Genomic DNA, 19,195 nt, shown 5'->3' with positions numbered 1-19,195 from the left:
CTCCGCCAGCCAGCCGGGCTCCCGAAGGAACCGGCGGGCCGGCGAAGAGATCAATCAGGCCTGAGCCAGTTCTTCGTGCTCATCGGCGTCCAGCAGCGCCTTGTCGGTCTGCTGCATCACCTGGCTGGTGATCGCGCCTGCGGTCATCGAACCGCTGACGTTGAGCGCGGTGCGGCCCATGTCGATCAGCGGCTCCACGGAAATCAGCAGCGCCACCAGAGACACCGGCAGGCCCATGGCCGGCAGCACGATCAGCGCGGCGAAGGTTGCGCCGCCGCCCACGCCTGCAACGCCGGCGGAACTCAGGGTGACGATGGCCACCAGGGTGGCGATCCACAGCGGGTCCAGCGGGTTGATGCCCACGGTCGGGGCAACCATCACCGCCAGCATGGCCGGGTACAGGCCGGCGCAGCCGTTCTGGCCGATGGTGGCGCCGAACGAGGCGGCAAAGCTTGCGATGGACTGGGGAATGCCCAGGCGCCGGGTCTGGGCCTCGATGCTCAGGGGAATGCTGGCGGCGCTGGAGCGGCTGGTGAAGGCGAAGGTCAGCACTGGCCAAACCTTGCGGAAGAAGCGCAGCGGGTTGATCCCGGCCAGTGCCACCAGCAGGCCGTGGACCACGAACATCAGCCCCAGGCCGATATAGGACACCACCACGAAACTGCCCAGCTTGATGATGTCCTGCAGGTTGGAACCGGCCACCACCTTGGTCATCAGCGCCAGCACACCGTAGGGCGTGAGCTTCATCACCAGGCGCACCAGGCGCATCACCCAGGCTTGCAGGGTGTCGATGGCGTTGAGCACTTTCTGGCCCTTGTCGGCATCGTCCTTGAGCAGCTGCAGCGCCGCGACGCCGAGGAAGGCGGCGAAGATCACCACGCTGATGATCGAGGTCGGCTTGGCCCGGGCCAGGTCGGCGAAGGGGTTCTGCGGGATGAACGACAGCAGCAGCTGCGGCACGTTGAGGTCGGCCACCTTGCCTGCGTAATCGCTCTGGATCACTTGCAGGCGGGCCATTTCCTGGGTGCCGGCCACTAGCCCTTCGGCGGTCAGGCCGAACAGGTTGGTCAGGCCGATGCCCACCAGCGCGGCGATGGCGGTGGTGAACAGCAGGGTGCCGATGGTCAGGAAGCTGATCTTGCCCAGGGACGAAGCATTGTGCAGGCGGGCCACGGCGCTGAGGATCGAGGCGAACACCAGGGGGATGACGATCATCTGCAGCAATTGCACGTAGCCGTTGCCCACCAGGTCGAACCAGGCGATGGAGGCCTTGAGCACCGGGTTGCCGGCGCCGTAGAGGCTGTGCAGGGCGATGCCGAAGACCACGCCCAGCACCAGGGCCAGCAGGACTTTCTTGGCCAGGCTCCAGGTGGTATGGCGGGTTTGTGCCAGGCCCAGCAGCAAGGCCAGGAACACCAGCAGGTTGAGGAACAGCGGCAGATTCATTGGGGCTCCGATAAGGCTTGTGCCAATCGCGGCTCAGGGCGATTGCGAACCGGCAAGCCTAACAGCTTGAAATCTATTGAATTAATAACGATATCGCATGGCAACTGTCGTTTTTGGAATAAGCGATTGACGTTCAGGCGCATGTCGCTGGCGCTTACGGGACGCAAGCGGTCGCGTGGAGACGAGAACTGTCACAGGGATTTGTTAGCGTCGAAGGCTTTCACTCAGGGAGAAAACCGCCGATGAAACTCGCTCCGAAATTGCTCGCAGTCGCACTCTGCCTGGGCCTCGCCGGCCAGGCCCTGGCCACCGAGTTGAAGCACTGGCCCGCGGAACAGGCCAAGCAGCTGGACGCGATGATCGCGGCCAATGCCAACAAGGGTAACTACGCGGTGTTCGACATGGACAACACCAGTTACCGCTACGACCTGGAAGAATCCCTGCTGCCCTTCATGGAAAACAAGGGCCTGATTACCCGCGACACGCTTGACCCGTCGCTCAAGCTGATCCCGTTCAAGGACACCGCCGAGCACAAGGAAAGCCTGTTCAGCTACTACTACCGCCTCTGTGAAATCGACGACATGGTCTGCTACCCCTGGGTCGCCCAGGTGTTCTCCGGCTTTACCCTCAAGGAGCTCAAGGGCTATGTCGATGAGCTGATGGCTTCCGGCAAGCCGGTGCCGAGCACCTATTACGACGGTGATGTGGTCAAGACCATCGAGGTCAACCCGCCCAAGGTCTTCACCGGCCAGGCCGAGCTGTACAACAAGCTGATGGAGAACGGTATCGAGGTCTATGTGATGACCGCCGCCTCAGAAGAGCTGGTGCGCATGGTCGCCGCCGATCCCAAGTACGGCTACAACGTCAAGCCGCAGAACGTCATCGGCGTGACCACCCTGCTCAAGGATCGCAAGACTGGCGCCCTGACCACCGCGCGCAAGCAGATCAGCGAAGGCAAATATGACGAGAAGGCCAACCTCGGCCTTGAACTGACCCCCTACCTGTGGACCCCGGCCACCTGGATGGCGGGCAAGCATGCGGCGATCCTGACCTACATCGACGAGTGGAAGAAACCGGTGCTGGTGGGCGGCGACACCCCCACCAGCGACGGCTACATGCTGTTCCACGATGTTGACGTGGCCAAGGGCGGCATCCACCTGTGGATCAACCGCAAGGACAAGTACATGACCCAGCTCAACGGCATGATCGCCAAGCACGCCGCGGCCCAGGCCAAGGAAGGGTTGCCGGTGACTGCCGACAAGAACTGGGTGATCGTCAAGCCCGAAGACATCCAGTAAGCCTGCCCGCTACACCGCCCCTCTGTAGGAGCCGGCTGCCGGCGAAGAGGCCATTGGGCCGGGCGTCGCTCTCGCGGACGCCTTCGCTGGCAAGCCAGCTCCTGCAAGGGGTGTCTGTCGTTCGGTGCGGAGCCGGCGTCCGTTATAGGCGGAGAATGTTTCAACTTGTGACTGCCAAACCCCCTCTGCCATAATCGCGTCCGTTTCCCATCCCCCCGCCTGCTCTCCCTTGTGCCGGGTTTGTCCCCGACTGCACGTAATGGACTACGTTGTGAGCTATCTCTCGATCGAATTCGGCCTCTGCTTCATCCTGTTCTTCGTTCTGTACTGGGGCCTGGGCTTCAGCCTGCGCTTGCAGAACGTCCTGCTGCTGGTCGCCAGTTACGCGATCCTTGCCAGCTTCAGCCTGAACTTCCTCTACATCCTGCTGGGCTACACGGCCCTGGTGTACCTGCTCGGCCTGTTGAGCCAGCGTTACCCCGGGCGCGGCTGGGTCAACGGACTGATGCTGCTGCTGGTGCTCGGGGCGTTCTACCTGTTCAAGTACCAGGATTTCTTCACCAGTACGGTGCAGAACGCCTTCGCCCAGTTCGGTGTCGAGGTGTCGCTGCCGCTGCTGGAGGTGCTGCTGCCGGTGGGGCTGTCATTCTATGCCTTCCACTCGGTCAGTTACCTGGTGTCGATCAACCGCCGTGAGCTGACCCCGGGCTCGCCCTTCGACCTGGCGCTTTACCTGGCCTTCTTCCCCAGCCTGATCGCCGGTCCGGTGAACCGGGCGATTCCCATGCTGGCGCAGATCAACCCGCCGCAGTTGCGCCAGGTGCTGGAGCCGCAGCGCGCCCTGGGCCTGATCGCGGTGGCGGTGGTCAAGCTGTTCTTCCTCAGTTCCTGGCTGGCCAACGAATGGGTCGACCCGGTATTCGACAGCCCGGTGGCCTATTCTGCCGAGCAGATCCTGCGTGCGGTCTACGGTTATTCGTTCCTGATCTACTTCAACTTCAGCGGCTACACCGACCTGGTGACGGGCATCGCCCTGCTGCTGGGCTTCCGCCTGCCACAGAACTTCAACTACCCCTACGCGGCGCGCAACCTCAAGGAATTCTGGGGCCGCTGGCACATCAGCCTGTCGACCTTCATCCGTGACTATGTGTACATCCCCTTGGGGGGCAACCGTGGCCCGGTGTGGCGCGGCAACCTGAACATGCTGCTGGCGATGCTGATTTCCGGCCTGTGGCACGGCGCCAGCGCCAACTTCATCATCTGGGGCGCGCTGCACGGTATCGGCCTGGCCCTGTACAAGCTGTGCAGCCCGCTGCTGGCCCGGGGGCCGAGCTGGATCGGCGCCGACCTCATGGCGCGGCTGTTGACGTTCCACTATGTGGCGTTCGCCTGGATCTTCTTCCGCTGCGCGACCCTGTCCGATGCCATGGACATGCTCAAGGGCCTGGGCGAGCTGTCCTTGGGCGGCCTGCTCGGCGGCGGCGCCAGCCTGCTGGGCTGCCTGCTGTTCGTTGCGTTCTACCCACGGATCGTGGCGCTGCTGCGCCGCCTGTTCGATGCCGCCACCGGTTTGCCGTGGCTGTTCTATCCAGTGCCGCTGGGGCTGTTTATCTGCGTGGTCATCTTCGCCTCTCCGTCGGGCGTGCCGGGGTTCATCTATGCCAGTTTCTAACCGTTCGCCCTTGTCGATCAGCCTCGGTAGCGCGGCCAAGGTCTTCTACGCCCTGGTGGTCACCAGCCTGCTGCTGGTGTGGTTCAACCAGCAGTCGATCCGCCTCTACTGCCAGCAGAAGTACCACGACGACTGCGAGGTCCCGGGGTTGTCGCAGAACCCGCAGTGGCGCTTTGGCGCGCAACTCAACCAGGCCCTGGAAAATGCCCGGGTGGCCTTTGTCGGCAGCTTTACCGGCCAGGTGATGGTGGCCGAGGCCGCCGCGGAGCAAGAGCTGCCTCCTTTGCCTACGCTGGCCGAGGTGTCTGCGCCCGTACCTGCGCCGGTTGCGACCGACCATGCTGCGCCGGTGCATCCGGCCCCCGTGCATCCCGCTCCGCAGGCGCCGGCTGCAGTGCACCCGCAGCCGGTGGCCGTGGCCCCGGTGGTCAGCCATCCGCCCAAGGTCGAGCCGGGGGCAACCACGCCTCTGAAGGCCAGCCTGGCCACCGGGGATGAAGTGTTCTTCGTCGGTGATTCCCTGATGCAGGGCGTGGCGCCACACATGGCCAACACCTTGCGCAAACGCTACAACGTCAAGAGCCTGAACCTCAGCAAGCAGAGCACCGGCCTTGCCTACCCGAGCTTTTTCAACTGGCCCAAGACGGTTGAAAGCACCCTGGCCAGCAACCCCAACATTCGCCTGATGGTGATTTTCCTCGGCCCCAACGACCCCTGGGACATGCCGGTGGTCAAGGGCAAGCCGTTCCTGCGCTTCAAGACCCCGGACTGGGAAGAAGCCTATCGCCAGCGCATCGATTCGATCCTCGACACCGCCCAGGCGCATAATGTGCAGGTGATCTGGGTCGGGCCGCCGAACATGGAGAAGCCCAAGCTGTCTACAGCCATGGCCTACCTGAGCCAGCTGTACAAGGGCCAGATCGAGCAGTACCACCAGCACTACGTCTCGGCCAACGAGATTCTCGGTTACCAGAGCGACGAATTCTCCTATTACCGCACCACCGGCGATGGCAAGAAGGTCAAGACCCGGGTCGACGACGGTATCCATTTCACCACCACTGGGCAGAAGCTGATCGCTGAGCGTGTGATCTCGCTGATCAACTTTCCCAGCCAACAATTGACGGAGCACTGACTATGGGGCGACTGCAAGGCATTGCGCTGTTGCTGGGCATCACCTTGCTGAGCAGTTGCAGCCCGACCACCGAGGTCCAGGCCACTCCCGCTTCGGCGCTGGCCAAGTCCGGGATGAAGGCGAAAAAAGTCCTGACCACCGGGACCGACCCGAACCTGGCGCTGCTGGCACGCAAATTCAGCACTTCCAACCGCACCCCCATCACCATTGTGCAACTGGGCGACTCCCACACCGCCGCCGACTTGTTCAGCGGTGAGGTGCGGCGCCTGCTGCAGGCGCAATACGGCGATGGCGGCATCGGTTTCGTGGCAGCCACGCCGGTGCCCGGCACCCGCTATGAGCGGGTGATTCTCGGCGCCGCCAAGCGCCAGTGGTCCTTGGTATCGGCACGCAACCAGCAGAGCAACCAGTTTCCCCTGGGCGGCTACCTGTCGCTGCCCCTGACCCCAGGCGCGCGGGTGCATATCGCCGAACGCCAGCCGAGCAACCAGCAGTACCGGATTTCCGCGCTGTACCAGGCGTCCAGCAACAGCACCCTGACCGCCCGGGACAACCTCAACAAAAGCAGCCGCATGCTGGCCGCTACGGGGGGGCAATGGCGCTTCAGCCCGCCGTTCAACAACCTGACCCTGCCCCTGGACCTGAACGTGGCCAGCAACCAGGGACTGGCCCTGGGCGGCTGGAACATCCTCGGGCAGAAGAGCGCCGGGGTGATCTATTCCGCCCTGGGGATCAACGGTGCACGCCTGGACGTGCTGGACAAGTGGCAGCCCGGCTGGCTGGAAGCCCTCAAGGCCCTGCGCCCGGACATGGTGGTGCTGGCCTACGGCACCAACGAAGCCTTCGACGACGACCTGGATCTGCAGTTGTACCGCAGCCAGTTGCAGGAGAAGGTCGCGCTGTTGCGCAAGAACCTGCCCAAGACCGTGATTTTGCTGGTGGGGCCGCCGGATTCCATCAAGCGTCGCAATGCTGGCAGTTGCGCGGCCTCCCAGCCCCAGCCGTTGCGGCAGATCATCCAGATCCAGAAGGACGTGGCGAAGAACAGTCGCACCCTGTTCTGGGACTGGCAGGCGTTCATGGGGGGGGACTGCTCCATCAGCAAATGGCAGGGCAGCGACCTGGCCCGCAACGACCTGATCCACCTGACCGCCGATGGTTATCGCAAGAGCGCCGATGGCTTGTATCGCTTCCTGCGCGGGCAATTGGGCGAACGCATGCCTTGAGCTCCCGGCACCGCTTCAGCGGCGGCGCCACCACCTTGAATGCTGCTGTAGGAGCTGGCTTGCCAGCGAAGGCGCGGTCGAGGGCGATGCAAGGTTCAACGCTGCCTTCGCCGGCAAGGTCAAAAAAAATGCCCCGCACTTGGCGGGGCATTTTCATTGGCGGGCTACGATCACAGGCCGTCGAGCATGGCCTTGTTGCGCACCGCACCCTTGTCGGCGCTGGTGGCCAGCAGGGCGTAGGCCTTCAGCGCGGTGGTCACCTTGCGCGGGCGTGCTTCCACCGGTTTCCAGCCTTTCTTGTCCTGCTCGACACGGCGGGCCGCCAGTTCCTCGTCGCTGACCAACAGGTTGATCGAGCGGTTGGGAATGTCGATCAGTACCTTGTCGCCGTCCTGCACCAGGCCGATGGCGCCACCGGCTGCCGCTTCAGGCGAGGCGTGGCCGATGGACAGCCCCGAGGTGCCGCCGGAGAAGCGGCCGTCGGTGAGCAGGGCGCAGGCTTTGCCCAGGCCCTTGGACTTCAGGTAGGAGGTCGGATAGAGCATTTCCTGCATGCCCGGGCCGCCTTTCGGGCCTTCGTAACGGATGATCACGATGTCGCCTTCCTTCACCTCGTCGGCGAGGATGCCGCGCACCGCGCTGTCCTGGCTCTCGAAGATCTTGGCGTTGCCTTCGAAGACATGGATCGACTCGTCGACACCGGCGGTCTTCACCACGCAGCCGTCCAGGGCGATGTTGCCGTAGAGCACGGCCAGGCCGCCTTCTTTCGAGTAGGCATGCTCGACACTGCGGATGCAGCCGTTTTCACGGTCATCGTCGAGGCTGTCCCAACGGGTCGACTGGCTGAACGCCGTCTGGGTCGGGATGCCCGCCGGGCCGGCCTTGAAGAAGTGATGCACGGCTTCGTCGCTGGTCTGGGTGATGTCCCACTGGGCGATGCCTTCGGCCATGGTCTTGCTGTGCACGGTGGGCAGGTCGGTGTGCAGCAGGCCGCCACGGGCCAGTTCGCCGAGGATGCTGAAGATGCCGCCGGCGCGGTGCACGTCTTCCATGTGGTACTTCTGGATGTTCGGCGCCACTTTGCACAGCTGCGGCACGTGGCGCGACAGGCGATCGATGTCCCGCAGGTCGAAGTCGATCTCGGCTTCCTGGGCGGCGGCCAGCAGGTGCAGGATGGTGTTGGTGGAACCGCCCATGGCGATGTCCAGGGTCATGGCGTTCTCGAACGCCTTGAAGTTGGCGATGTTGCGCGGCAGGACCGACTCGTCGTTGTCGCCGTAGTAGCGCTGGCACAGCTCGACGATGGTGCGCCCGGCCCGCAGGAACAGCTCTTCGCGATCGCTGTGGGTGGCCAGGGTCGAACCGTTGCCCGGCAGGGCGAGCCCCAGGGCTTCGGTCAGGCAGTTCATGGAGTTGGCGGTGAACATGCCGGAGCACGAACCGCAGGTCGGGCAGGCGCTGCGCTCGTACTCGGCAACCTTCTCGTCAGAAGCGCTGGAGTCGGCGGCGATGACCATGGCGTCCACCAGGTCCAGGCCATGGCTGGCGAGCTTGGTCTTGCCGGCTTCCATCGGGCCGCCGGAAACGAAGATCACCGGGATGTTCAGGCGCAGGGCGGCCATCAGCATGCCGGGGGTGATCTTGTCGCAGTTGGAAATGCACACGATGGCGTCGGCACAGTGGGCGTTGACCATGTATTCCACGGAGTCGGCGATGATCTCGCGGCTCGGCAGGGAATACAGCATGCCGTCGTGGCCCATGGCGATGCCGTCGTCCACGGCGATGGTGTTGAATTCCTTGGCCACGCCACCGGCGCGTTCGATCTCGCGAGCCACCAGCTGGCCCAGGTCCTTCAGGTGCACGTGCCCCGGGACGAACTGGGTGAAGGAGTTGGCAATGGCGATGATCGGCTTCTTGAAGTCGTCATCTTTCATCCCCGTGGCGCGCCACAGGGCGCGGGCGCCGGCCATGTTGCGGCCATGGGTGGATGTTTTCGAGCGGTAATCAGGCATGGAGCACTCCGGGCGGCTAATCAGGTAACAAATGGGGAGTGAGCTTCTATTGACCTCGGGAACACTCAGAAATGGCCGTGTGTCCGAAAGCTGCCGATGACGCCGCGGGATCGCCGCGCGCCTCAGCCTGAGCTCATAAACCCGCCGGGGGATGACTGGCGATGAATTCGCCGATTCTACACCGCTGGCGTCAGGAAGGAATGCCGGGGCCGCTCTGTGGCATTGATTGCCTGGATATCACCGGACGCTGCCATCCTGGTTTAGACTCGCCGCCCTTCGATTACCTTCCAATGGAGCTGGAATGTCCGCGACTCTGCAATCCATCAAGTTCTGCCTGGGCGTCGGCCTGTTGCAGGGGCTGCTGCTGATGTGGCTGTTGTTGTACAGCGATTGGTCCGGCCTGGGCATCGTCGCAACGGGTGCTGCACTACTGGTGGGCGGCGGGGGGTTGCAAATGCTGGCCGGGCAGCAGCGCCAGTGGCGCACCTGGGGGCTCATGTTGCTGCTGGGCCTGGGGGCGGCGGGGCTGGTACGGCTGTATGACGAGCTACCCTCCAGCCCGCGGATGGAGTACTGCGTGGCGGCCGGGCTGCTGGTCGCCGTGGCCGTGGTGAGTCGGGTGCAAGGGCGGGCACGATTGGGCCGGCGCCTGCTGGGCAATGTCCTCTGGCTGGTGCTGGCCTTGCCATGGCCCTGGCTGGTGCTGAAGCTGTTCAAGCTGTGGCTTGCTTACCGTTATCTCGACCCTTTCAAGAGCGGGTGGATGTCCCTGCTGTTCTTTGCCGGCCCGACCCTGGCCTTCTCCCTTGGCCTGTGCCTGACTGGCCGCGGGCTGGCCCGTTTCAGCGAGGGAGCTGCCACAACCGCCTGATGGCCACCAGGACCCGGGCCAATCCGGGCTTCAGGCCAGGCGCAGGTTCCGGGCGCGGCGGCTGATGCGCTGGTTGACCAGCAGGCCGACGCTGCTCAGGGCGATGAAACTCAGGGCCAGGGTGGTCTGCAGGTCGCTGGCGCTGAGGTTGATCACGGCGCTGATCAGCCCGCCCATGACGAAAATCAGCGTGTTGCCGGCCGAGGCCGAGGCGCCGGCATTGTCCGGGAACAGTTCCATGGCCCTGGACGTGGCGGCGGGCCGGGTGATGGTGGTGCCGGCGGTGCAGATGATCATCGGCACCAGCACCGTGCTGATGGACAGGCCGAACTGGCTGGCCAACAGCAGCATGACCAGCCCGGCGAGGAAGATCAGGCACAACCCGGTAATGATCTGGGTGCCGGGCTCCAGGTATTTGTTGAGCACCCCGGCTACCACCCCGCCAATCACGTAGGCCGCGCCGTAGAGCAGCAGGGTCAGGGAAAACTCGTAGCTGCTGAGCTGCAGTTGCTCCAGGAAGATCAGCGGCGAGACCACGATGAACGAGAAGTGGCAAGCGAAGACGATGGCCGAGATCAGCCAGTAGGCGACGAAACTGAAGTTGCTGCAGACCCGTCGGTAGGCCTGGAGGATGCCGGTGCGCGGGCCGCTCCTGACGATCGGCGGGTTTTCCAGGGTGGCCAGCGCCTTGAGAAACACCAGGACGGCAATCGCGCTGAACACATAGAAGCTGCCTGGCCAGCCCATCAGGCTTTGCAGCAGGGTCCCGGCCAGGGGCGAGAGGGAAATGCACAGGCCGCTGGCGGTGACCATGAGGATCCGCAGGCGGTCGCGCTCCTGGCCGACGAACAGGTCCTGGACCAGCGCCTGGGACAGCACGAAGCAGCCACAGCCCAGTGCCTGGACCACGCGAAACACCAGAAACCAGTTGTAGTCCCTGGCCCAGACGCAGCCCAGAGCGCCGCCGACCGATACGGCCATGCCGGCCAGCAGCAGGGTCTTGCGGCCCAGGGCATCCGACAGCGGGCCGATCAGCAATTGGGAGATCGAGATGCCGATGGCGAACAGGCTGACGGACAGGGCGATATCGGCGGCGCTGGTAGCAAAGTGTTGGGACAGTGCAGGAAAAGAAGGCAAGAGCACGTCGATCGGGAACACCCCGAGCATGACCATGGCCATGAGCAAGACAATGGCGCCGACCTTCCTGGTCGTGGAGGCAGAGTCATCCCTGATTTCAGGCATCGATCAGTCCTGTCTGGGTGAAGAGTCGGCGGTTATCATCGTGCTCGAAGAAACCTGCGCGCTTCATGGCTTGCAGGGTGGCGCCGGCGATCGAGCGGGCGCGCAGCACTTCTGCACTCGGCTGAATCAGGCTGTGGATGGCGGCATGTGCCGCGGCGAGGGGAATGCCGGACTCGTTCAGGCTTGCGCTCAGCCACTCCTGGTCCACGGCAGCGAAGATGAAAATGATATCGATCAGTTGGCTGGCGGAAAAAACCTGCTGCTGCGGCGACAGTCGTGCCCAGACATAGTCGAACACTTCGCTGAAATAACGACTGTGCCGGGCCTCGTCTTCCAGGTGCTCCCTGAACATCTGGTAGACCGTGGACACCAGCCCATCACCGGTGATGCTCAGCAACTCCTTGGCAATGATGGTTTCGGAGACGAAACCCAGCAGGAACCAGACCAGGGGCCGTTGAGAATCGGCGCAGCGGGCCAGCAGGTCGTGCATCAGGCGGATGCGCCTGGGCAGTGGCTGCCAGGCTGGCATGGCGTAACCATTCGCCACCTGCTCCGCCAGCTTGAAGGAGAACAGGGCGTGATAGCCCTCGTCGGTATACAACTGCAGGGCCGCGATTTTCATCGTCTCCGGCAGCTCGATCGCCAGTTCCCCGTGGATCAGGGTTTCCACCGAGCGGTTGACGATCTTGTGCTCCAGGATCGTCGTGTAGTGCAGGAAGTACACCAGATGGTTGGCCGCCAGGCGCTGCTGTACCGTCCTCCCGGCGTGCTGGACGGCCGGGTCGGCGAAGTAGGGGATGAAGGCCGGCGGAAACCAGTCACGGGTCTGCAGTTCCTGTTCGAGCTCGCTGTGGGGCGGTAGCTGGTAGCTGCTCTTGCGCGAGCGCACCGCGGAGCGGTTGTCCCAGTCGCCGAGGGAGTAGGGACGCCGGCCTGCCGGGGCCTCTTTGGACGATGCGGCGGGGTGCATTACTGTTCGCGCTCCCGCTGTTCGATCAGGGCCTTGAGTTCCTTGCATTGCACCTGGCCATCACCTTGGCCGCAGCCGACAAAGAACAGCGGCTGCTCCGCGGCGTCCTGCAGCCCCAGCAATTGCTCCACGCGCTCGTCGCTCAGGGCTCCCGTCAGCCAGGTGTCCAGGCCCAGGGCAGTGGCCGCGAGCTGGAAGGTTTGCGAGATATGCCCGGCCTCGACATAGGCCATGCGGTAGGCCCGGGAGTGTTCGTATTTCCACCACAGTTTGTCGAAGCGGCAGGTCAGGAACAGGCCCAGGGGCAGTTCGTTGACGAAGTGCTGGCCAGCCAGCAGCAGGCCCAGGGGTTCTTCTGGAAGCGGGTGCACGGGCCGCAAGGCGTGCAGCTCCGGGTGGTAGTAATAGAGGCCCGGCTCCAGGCCGCGGACCCTGGCGGCATAGACATAACCCTCGCAGGCGTTCAGGCCACCGCCGGAAGGGCTGCTGCGCCTTGGCCGCAGGGCTTCGGGGACGGTCTCGTCCGTGTCGGCTTCCCGTTCCTTGAGGTAGCCCAGGGACAGGTAGAGCAGGGTGCTGAGCTCTTCCAGGGCCACGGCCTGCTGGGAAAAGGAGCGTGAAGTCTTGCGCTGCAGCAGCACCTGGTTCAGGGAGCTGGCGGTTTCCAATACCGGCGCGGGCAGGCGGATCAGACCATTGTGGGAGGTTTCGGCAAAGCGGGCTGAGGGGGCCGGGGTGTCCAGTACCTGATCGCAATGCTCGAGGTATTGGGCGGACCACTCATGAATATCCTGGGGCACTTGCTCGAAGGGCAGGTTCTTGGTGCCGATGTGGAAGATCCGCGACAGTTCATCCCAGCCCCATTCAAGTGGCTCGAAAGTCTCGTTGGACAGGAGCCCGGCGGCGGCGAATGCACTATCTATTTCATTCTTATCGTCATACTGCGAAGGGTCTTCGACAAGTTGTATGAGGCGTGTGGAATAGATCGAGTCCAGTTCGAACTGAGTGTGATCTTTATAGTTCCAGATAACAGTGAAGGGCGGGCGGGCAAGTATGAAAAAGTTCGGGTTTATTTGCATGTTCTTTTAAAACTCTGAACTTGACCAAAGATGAAGCTGGGTAGCCGGCACTCCCCAGTTCATCAATTACTTAGCGGGATTTAGCCGCTGCGAGGCAAGCCAGGTTGGCGATCTTTTTCGATTCGAGGGAGATAGCTTTCATTGTTATTGCTCCTAAACGATTTGAATGAATGTCGCTTCCTAAGCGACTTCCGAAGAGTAGACAGCAATAGAGAGGAATCAAGTAGTTATTAGGTAAGTGATTGCCTAGAGCACTGTAGGATATTGGCTAGTTACTTTGATGGATCATAGGTATATAAGCGCGGGTTTCCCTGGGTTATCCAATGGCCCGGGCGGCGAGAGGGGAGAGGCGAGAGGGGAGCGAGGCGCTCGAGCGGTTGCCCAGGGATGCTGTGGCGTCCCTGGGCAGGCAGTGGCTCAGCTGTTGGGCAGCAGGCGGCAGGTGATGCTCTTGATGTAGCGGGTTTCCGGAATGGCCGGGTGTACCGGGTGGTCCGGGCCCTGGCCGCCGCGCTCCAGCAGCTGGATGTTGCGGTCCAGGTGGCGGGCGCTGGTCAGGAGGATGTTCTGCAGGTCGTCCTCGGGCAGGTGCATCGAGCACGAAGCGCTGACCAGGATGCCGTCCTTGTTGAGCAGGCGCATGGCTTGCTCGTTAAGGCGGCGGTAGGCGCCTTCGCCGTTCTTCAGGTCTTTCTTGCGCTTGATGAAGGCGGGCGGGTCGGCAACGATCACGTCGAAGCGCTCTTCACTGGCCTTGAGTTCCTTCAGGGCTTCGAAGACGTCGCCTTCGATGCAGGTCATTTTCTCGGAAAAGCCGTTCAGCGCGGCGTTGCGCTCCACGCCGTCGAGGGCGAAGGCCGAGGCGTCGACGCAGAACACTTCGCTGGCGCCGAAAGCCGCGGCCTGCACGCCCCAGCCGCCGATGTAGCTGTACAGGTCCAGCACGCGCTTGCCCTTGGCATAAGGCGCCAGGCGGGCACGGTTCATGCGGTGGTCGTAGAACCAGCCGGTTTTCTGGCCCTGGATCACCGGGGCTTCGAACTTCACGCCGTTCTCTTCCAGGGCGACCCACTCCGGCACCAGGCCGAACACGGTTTCGACGTAGCGTCCCAGGCCTTCGGCGTCACGGGCGGCGGAGTCGTTCTTGAACAGGATGCCGCTGGGCTTGAGCACCTGGGTCAGGGCGGCAATGATGTCGTCCTTGTGGGTTTCCATGGTCGCGGAGGCGATCTGTACCACCAGGATGTCGCCGAAACGATCGACCACCAGGCCCGGCAGCAGGTCGGAGTCGCCGTACACCAGGCGGTAGAACGGTTTGTCGAACAGGCGCTCGCGCAGGGACAGGGCCACGTTCAGGCGGTGCACCAGCAGCGACTTGTCCAGGGCCAGCTTGGCATCGCGCGACAGCAGGCGGGCGCAGATCAGGTTGTTCGGGCTCATGGCGACCACGCCCAGGGGCTTGCCGCCGGCGGCTTCCAGCACTGCCTGGTCGCCTGCCTTGAAGCCGTGCAGAGGGGTGGCGGCTACATCGATTTCGTTGCTGTAGACCCACAGGTGGCCGGCGCGCAGGCGGCGATCGGCGTTGGCTTTGAGGCGCAGGCTTGGCAGGGACATGACGTCGCTCCGGAAAAAAGGGCGCGATTATACCCCGTCGCGGGGCGCAAGCGATGGCCAATGGACCTGCGGCGGGAGCCCTTTGCCGCAACCATTGGGTAAAGTTCCTGTCCGGTCGCCCAACATTCCCGTGTTAGAGGTTAGAATCCCCGGCTCACCCAGAGCGTGTACTTATGTCCCAAGAGCTATCAGCCGAACAGATTCAACAGGCCCTGCAAGGCATCAGCGTGCCGCCCCAACCGCAAATCATGGTGGATTTGCAGATGGAGCAGTACATGCCCGATCCCGATCTGGAGGTGATCGCCAAGCTGATCTCCCAGGACCCGGGCCTGTCCGGCGCGTTGCTGAAGATCGTCAATTCACCGTATTACGGGCTGAGCAACAAGATTGCTTCGATCCAGCGGGCGGTGAATCTCCTGGGCAGCCGTTCGATCATCAACCTGATCAATGCGCAGTCGATCAAGGGCGAGATGAGCGATGAAACCATCGTCACCCTCAACCGCTTCTGGGACACCGCCCAGGACGTGGCCATGACCTGCCTGACCCTGGCCAAGCGTACCGGCTCCCAGGCCGTGGACGAGGCCTATGCCCTGGGCCTGTTCCATGACTGCGGCGTGCCGCTGATGCTCAAGCGCTTCCCCGACTACATGACTGTGCTGGAAGAGGCCTACGGCAGCGCCGGCCCGGAGCAGCGGGTGGTGGACACGGAAAACCGTGCCTTCAATACCAACCACGCGGTGGTCGGCTACTACACGGCCAAGTCCTGGCGCCTGCCGGAGCACGTGACCAACGCCATTGCCAACCACCACAACGCCCTGGCGATCTTCAGCGACGAATCCTCGCGCAACAGCCAACTGAAGAACCTGCTGGCGATCCTCAAGATGGCCGAGCACATCTGCGCGTCCTACCGGGTGCTGGGCAACCAGGTGGAAGACCACGAGTGGAACAGCATCGGCCACCTGATTCTCGATTACGTCGGCCTATCGGACTACGACTTCGAGAACCTCAAGGAAACCGTGCGCGAGCTGGGCGCACACTGATCGTTCATTTCGCGATGAGTACCAGGGGCGCATATGCCTGAATTACCGGAAGTCGAAACCACCCGGCGCGGAATCGCGCCGCATCTGGAAGGCCAGAAGGTCAGCCGGGTCATCGTCCGTGACCGGCGCTTGCGCTGGCCGATCCCCGAAGATCTGGACGTGCGCCTGTCCGGGCAGCGCATTGTGCTGGTGGAGCGGCGGGCCAAATACCTTTTGATCAATGCTGAGGTCGGCACCCTGATCAGCCACCTGGGAATGTCCGGCAACCTGCGTCTGGTGGAGGTTGGGCTGCCGGCGGCCAAGCACGAACATGTGGATATCGAGCTGGAGTCCGGCCTGGCCCTGCGCTACACCGATCCGCGGCGCTTTGGCGCCATGCTCTGGAGCCACGACCCGCTGAATCACGAATTGCTGGTGCGCCTGGGGCCCGAGCCGCTGACCGACCTGTTCGACGGCGAGCGCCTGTATCAGCTGTCCCGCGGACGCTCCATGGCGGTCAAACCGTTCATCATGGACAACGCGGTGGTGGTGGGGGTGGGCAATATCTATGCGACCGAGGCGCTGTTCGCCGCGGGCATCGACCCGCGCCGCGAAGCCAAGGGGATTTCCCGAGCGCGCTACCTGAAGCTGGCGATCGAGATCAAACGCATCCTGGCGGCCGCTATCGAGCGCGGCGGCACCACCTTGCGCGACTTTATCGGTGGCGATGGCCAGCCGGGCTACTTCCAGCAGGAACTGTTCGTCTACGGGCGTGGCGGGGAGAACTGCAAGGTCTGCGGCACCGGGCTGCGGGAAATCAAGCTGGGCCAGCGGGCCAGTGTCTATTGCCCGCGTTGCCAGAGCTGAGAAGCTTCGCCGGCAAGCCGGCTCCTACAGGTGTTTGTGGGAGCCGAAAGGGCGCCATATCACTCAAGCCTTGCCGGTGATCTTCCGGTACTTGGCCATCAACTCTTCTTCGGTTTCCGGGCGGGCTTCGTCCAGCGGAATGCAATCCACCGGGCACACCTGCTGGCACTGCGGCTCGTCGTAGTGGCCGACGCACTGGGTGCACAGGTTCGGATCGATGACGTAGATCTCTTCGCCTTGGGAAATCGCCGCGTTAGGGCACTCGGGTTCGCAGACGTCGCAGTTGATGCAATCGTCGGTGATGATCAGGGACATGGGGTACTCCGGCCTGGGCGGCAGGCCCGGGCATGTAAAAACGAATGCGCGCAATTGTGCCGTATTGACGCCCACAGTGCACGCGGGCGCGATGGCTGACGTCAGGCGAGGGCCCCGGTGCGGGGCCGCGCGGCTTATTTCTTGAAGCGCAGGGTCAGCGCGTCGGCGACCGCCGGGTGCACGAACTTGGTGATATCACCGCCCAGGGCAGCGATTTCACGGACCAGGGTCGAGGAAATGAACGAGTAGCGCTCCGACGGAGTGAGAAACAGGCTTTCCACGTCCGGGGCCAACTGGCGGTTCATGTTGGCCAGCTGGAATTCGTATTCGAAGTCCGAAACCGCCCGCAGGCCGCGCAGGAAGACATTGGCGTTCTGCTCCTTGGCAAAATGCGCCAGCAGGGTGGAGAAGCCGACGACTTCAACGTTGGGCAGATGCTTGGTCACCTCGCGCGCCAGTTCCACGCGCTGCTCCAGGGGGAACAGCGGGTTTTTCTTGGGGCTGGCGGCAACGGCGATGATCACATGGTCGAACAGGCGCGAGGCGCGTTCGACCAGATCGCCATGGCCCTTGGTAATAGGGTCGAAGGTACCTGGGTACAACACTCGGTTCATCGCGTCGTCCTGGCGGGAATCCGTTGGGGAGTCGGATGGTATCGCAGCCTTCCCGGTCGGCCAAGTCGCCTTTTAGGGAAGAAAGCACTATAGACGACGAGAATATCCCGCTTTTTCACACTGATTTCAGGCGCTCCGCCAAGGCGCTGGCCAATTGCGCCGTGAGCCCATAGACCGACAGCTGCGGGTTGGCGCCGATGCTGGTGGGAAACAGCGAGCCGTCGTGGACCGACAGGTTGTGCAGTTGATGGTGGCGCCCGAGGCTGTCGGTGACCGCGGTTTTCGGATCTTCGCCCATGGCGCAACCGCCCATCACGTGGGCACTGCCCAGGCGGGTGCGGTACAGGGCCAGGTCCAGGCCGTCGATCTGCGCCCGCACTTCGTCGAGGTTCTTGGCGAAGCGTGCATCGCTGTGCAGCGGCTTGACCGCCTTGGCGCCGCCAGCGAACTGGATCTCCGCCATGCTGTGGAAGGCCCGGCGCAGTCCGTCCCAGGCGTAGGGTGAAACCTGATAGTCGAGGACAGGGGTGCCGTCACCCCGCAGTTCGACGTTGCCGCCGGTGCTGTCGGGGTGAAAGCCGTCCCGCAGCAGGGCAAGCATGGCATGGGTGTGGGGCAGTTTCTCCATGGACAGCCCGCTCTGCGGCCCGAACCCGCCCAGCAGGGTGCTGGCCAGGGCCGGCTGCAGGGGCGGCACTTCAAGTTTGTAGGACATCTTGCCGGTGGTGCCGTCCTGCCACTGGAAGTGGTCGGAATAGATCGACTGCGGCGCGCCGTAGAACGGGTTGATCACCTCGTCGAACTGCCCGGCGGAGAAGTTGACCAGGTGCAGGAAGGTGCGTTTGCCCAGCCGCGAATGCGGGTCCGGCGCATCGGAACGCAACAGCAGGGCCGGGCTGTTGATGCCGCCACCGGCCAGCACGTAATGCTTGGCCTTGACCGTGATGGTGCGCCCGGTGGGGGCCACGCAGCGGGCGTCCATGGCCTGGCATTGCAGGCTGGTGACCTTGTCGTCCTTTATTTGCAGGCGCTCGGCCCGGGCCAGGTACAGCAGCTCGCCACCTTTCTCCAGGGTCGCCGGAATGGTGGTCACCAGCATCGACTGCTTGGCGTTGGTCGGGCAGCCCAGGCCGCAGTAGCCCAGGTTCCAGCAGCCGCGCACGTTGCGCGGAATCACGTGCCAGCTGTAGCCCAGGGCTTCGCAGCCCTTGCGGATCACGTCGTTGTTGGCGTTGGGCGGCATGACCCAGGGCGCGACGCCCAGGCGCTGTTCCATTTTCTCGAACCAGGGCGCCATTTCGGCCGAGCTGTGGCCCACCACCCCGTGCTCACGGGCCCAGTGCTCCAGGGTCGGGTCAGGCGTGCGGAAGCTCGACGTCCAGTTGATCAAGGTAGTGCCGCCCACGGCGCGGCCCTGGAGGATGGTGATGGCGCCATCCTTGCTCATGCGCCCGATGCCCTCCTGATAGAGGCTGGTGTAGGCCTGGTCTTCGAGCATCTTGAAGTCGTCGCTGGTCTTGAGCGGGCCTTCTTCGATCAGCAGCACCTTGTAGCCGGCGGCGCTGAGGATCTCGGCAGTGGTGCCGCCCCCGGCGCCGCTGCCGATGATGGCGACATCGGCTTCCAGGGTCAGGTCCTGCTCCAACTGCGAGCCGTTGTAGGTTTTCCAGCCACGATTCAGGCCTTCGCGGAACAGATCAGGTACAGGCATATCGGGTGCTCTCTTATTATTGATGGCTCGGCGCGCATCCACTGTAGCTGCTGCTGAGCCTGCGAAGCTGCGAAAAGGCCCCAGGGCCTTGCTTGACGATCTGCAGC

The 19,195-nt window shown here is 63.4% G+C and carries 16 protein-coding genes; 7 read left to right on the top strand and 9 right to left on the bottom strand.

Annotation, left to right across the window (positions count from 1 at the left end; translation table 11 throughout):
- Nucleotides 1-54: 54 nt before the first annotated feature.
- Nucleotides 55-1,446 (bottom strand): L-cystine transporter, encoded by a 1,392-nt coding sequence (locus PFLCHA0_RS29105; protein ID WP_011064055.1) that lies wholly within the window; start codon nucleotides 1,444-1,446, stop codon nucleotides 55-57.
- 242 nt (nucleotides 1,447-1,688) lie between these two features.
- Between PFLCHA0_RS29105 and PFLCHA0_RS29100 the strand changes: the two genes are divergently transcribed.
- The 4 genes from PFLCHA0_RS29100 to PFLCHA0_RS29085 all read left to right on the top strand — a co-directional run bounded on the left by PFLCHA0_RS29100 (nucleotide 1,689) and on the right by PFLCHA0_RS29085 (nucleotide 6,774).
- Nucleotides 1,689-2,744, top strand: coding sequence for an HAD family hydrolase (locus PFLCHA0_RS29100; RefSeq protein ID WP_011064054.1), 1,056 nt, complete (start codon nucleotides 1,689-1,691; stop codon nucleotides 2,742-2,744).
- A gap of 271 nt (nucleotides 2,745-3,015) precedes the next feature.
- Nucleotides 3,016-4,416, top strand: a complete 1,401-nt coding sequence (locus tag PFLCHA0_RS29095) for an MBOAT family O-acyltransferase (protein WP_026020235.1) — start codon at nucleotides 3,016-3,018, stop codon at nucleotides 4,414-4,416.
- Nucleotides 4,403-5,548, top strand: coding sequence for an SGNH/GDSL hydrolase family protein (locus PFLCHA0_RS29090; protein ID WP_015637387.1), 1,146 nt, complete (start codon nucleotides 4,403-4,405; stop codon nucleotides 5,546-5,548). The genes PFLCHA0_RS29095 and PFLCHA0_RS29090 overlap by 14 nt, the downstream gene beginning before the upstream one ends.
- 2 nt (nucleotides 5,549-5,550) lie before the next feature.
- Nucleotides 5,551-6,774, top strand: a complete 1,224-nt coding sequence (locus PFLCHA0_RS29085) for an SGNH/GDSL hydrolase family protein (RefSeq protein WP_015637386.1) — start codon at nucleotides 5,551-5,553, stop codon at nucleotides 6,772-6,774.
- A 170-nt stretch (nucleotides 6,775-6,944) separates the two neighbouring features.
- On the opposite strand, the gene ilvD is transcribed toward PFLCHA0_RS29085, so the two are convergent.
- Entirely contained in the window at nucleotides 6,945-8,786 is a 1,842-nt protein-coding gene (gene ilvD / locus PFLCHA0_RS29080; protein ID WP_015637385.1) for a dihydroxy-acid dehydratase, read from the bottom strand.
- A gap of 301 nt (nucleotides 8,787-9,087) precedes the next feature.
- Between ilvD and PFLCHA0_RS29075 the strand changes: the two genes are divergently transcribed.
- Nucleotides 9,088-9,657 (top strand): hypothetical protein, encoded by a 570-nt coding sequence (locus tag PFLCHA0_RS29075; protein ID WP_015637384.1) that lies wholly within the window; start codon nucleotides 9,088-9,090, stop codon nucleotides 9,655-9,657.
- A gap of 30 nt (nucleotides 9,658-9,687) precedes the next feature.
- On the opposite strand, the gene PFLCHA0_RS29070 is transcribed toward PFLCHA0_RS29075, so the two are convergent.
- From PFLCHA0_RS29070 to PFLCHA0_RS29055, 4 genes are all read right to left on the bottom strand, one after another.
- The gene (locus tag PFLCHA0_RS29070) at nucleotides 9,688-10,899 is read right to left on the bottom strand and encodes a multidrug effflux MFS transporter (RefSeq protein ID WP_015637383.1); all 1,212 of its coding nucleotides are present in this window, start codon (nucleotides 10,897-10,899) and stop codon (nucleotides 9,688-9,690) included.
- Nucleotides 10,892-11,869, bottom strand: a complete 978-nt coding sequence (locus PFLCHA0_RS29065; RefSeq protein WP_015637382.1) for a diiron oxygenase — start codon at nucleotides 11,867-11,869, stop codon at nucleotides 10,892-10,894. The genes PFLCHA0_RS29070 and PFLCHA0_RS29065 overlap by 8 nt, the downstream gene beginning before the upstream one ends.
- A complete protein-coding gene (locus tag PFLCHA0_RS29060) occupies nucleotides 11,869-12,948 on the bottom strand; it encodes a SagB family peptide dehydrogenase (RefSeq protein WP_015637381.1) in 1,080 nt (359 codons plus the stop codon). Before PFLCHA0_RS29060 ends, PFLCHA0_RS29065 begins: the two co-directional genes overlap by 1 nt.
- Nucleotides 12,949-13,365: 417 nt before the next feature.
- Nucleotides 13,366-14,562, bottom strand: a complete 1,197-nt coding sequence (locus tag PFLCHA0_RS29055; protein ID WP_015637380.1) for a class I SAM-dependent rRNA methyltransferase — start codon at nucleotides 14,560-14,562, stop codon at nucleotides 13,366-13,368.
- A gap of 227 nt (nucleotides 14,563-14,789) precedes the next feature.
- Here PFLCHA0_RS29055 and PFLCHA0_RS29050 point away from each other — a divergent pair, with 227 nt between their 5' ends.
- Both PFLCHA0_RS29050 and mutM read left to right on the top strand, forming a co-directional pair.
- Nucleotides 14,790-15,602, top strand: a complete 813-nt coding sequence (locus PFLCHA0_RS29050) for an HDOD domain-containing protein (RefSeq protein WP_162865006.1) — start codon at nucleotides 14,790-14,792, stop codon at nucleotides 15,600-15,602.
- A gap of 33 nt (nucleotides 15,603-15,635) precedes the next feature.
- Nucleotides 15,636-16,448, top strand: coding sequence for a bifunctional DNA-formamidopyrimidine glycosylase/DNA-(apurinic or apyrimidinic site) lyase (gene mutM / locus PFLCHA0_RS29045; RefSeq protein WP_011064043.1), 813 nt, complete (start codon nucleotides 15,636-15,638; stop codon nucleotides 16,446-16,448).
- 63 nt (nucleotides 16,449-16,511) lie between these two features.
- Here mutM and PFLCHA0_RS29040 read toward each other — a convergent pair whose 3' ends face one another.
- From PFLCHA0_RS29040 to PFLCHA0_RS29030, 3 genes are all read right to left on the bottom strand, one after another.
- Nucleotides 16,512-16,763: a YfhL family 4Fe-4S dicluster ferredoxin gene (locus tag PFLCHA0_RS29040; protein WP_011064042.1), complete on the bottom strand. Its 252-nt coding sequence runs from the start codon at nucleotides 16,761-16,763 to the stop codon at nucleotides 16,512-16,514.
- 134 nt (nucleotides 16,764-16,897) lie between these two features.
- Nucleotides 16,898-17,377 (bottom strand): pantetheine-phosphate adenylyltransferase, encoded by a 480-nt coding sequence (gene coaD, locus PFLCHA0_RS29035; RefSeq protein ID WP_003176711.1) that lies wholly within the window; start codon nucleotides 17,375-17,377, stop codon nucleotides 16,898-16,900.
- Between the two features lie 115 nt (nucleotides 17,378-17,492).
- The gene (locus PFLCHA0_RS29030; protein ID WP_015637379.1) at nucleotides 17,493-19,088 is read right to left on the bottom strand and encodes a GMC family oxidoreductase; all 1,596 of its coding nucleotides are present in this window, start codon (nucleotides 19,086-19,088) and stop codon (nucleotides 17,493-17,495) included.
- Nucleotides 19,089-19,195 lie beyond the last annotated feature (107 nt).

This window comes from Pseudomonas protegens CHA0 (genome assembly GCF_000397205.1).
Classification (GTDB): Bacteria; Pseudomonadota; Gammaproteobacteria; order Pseudomonadales; family Pseudomonadaceae; genus Aquipseudomonas; species Aquipseudomonas protegens.
The sequence above is the reverse complement of the archived record's forward strand: the minus strand, read 5'-3'. Positions and strand labels throughout refer to the sequence as shown.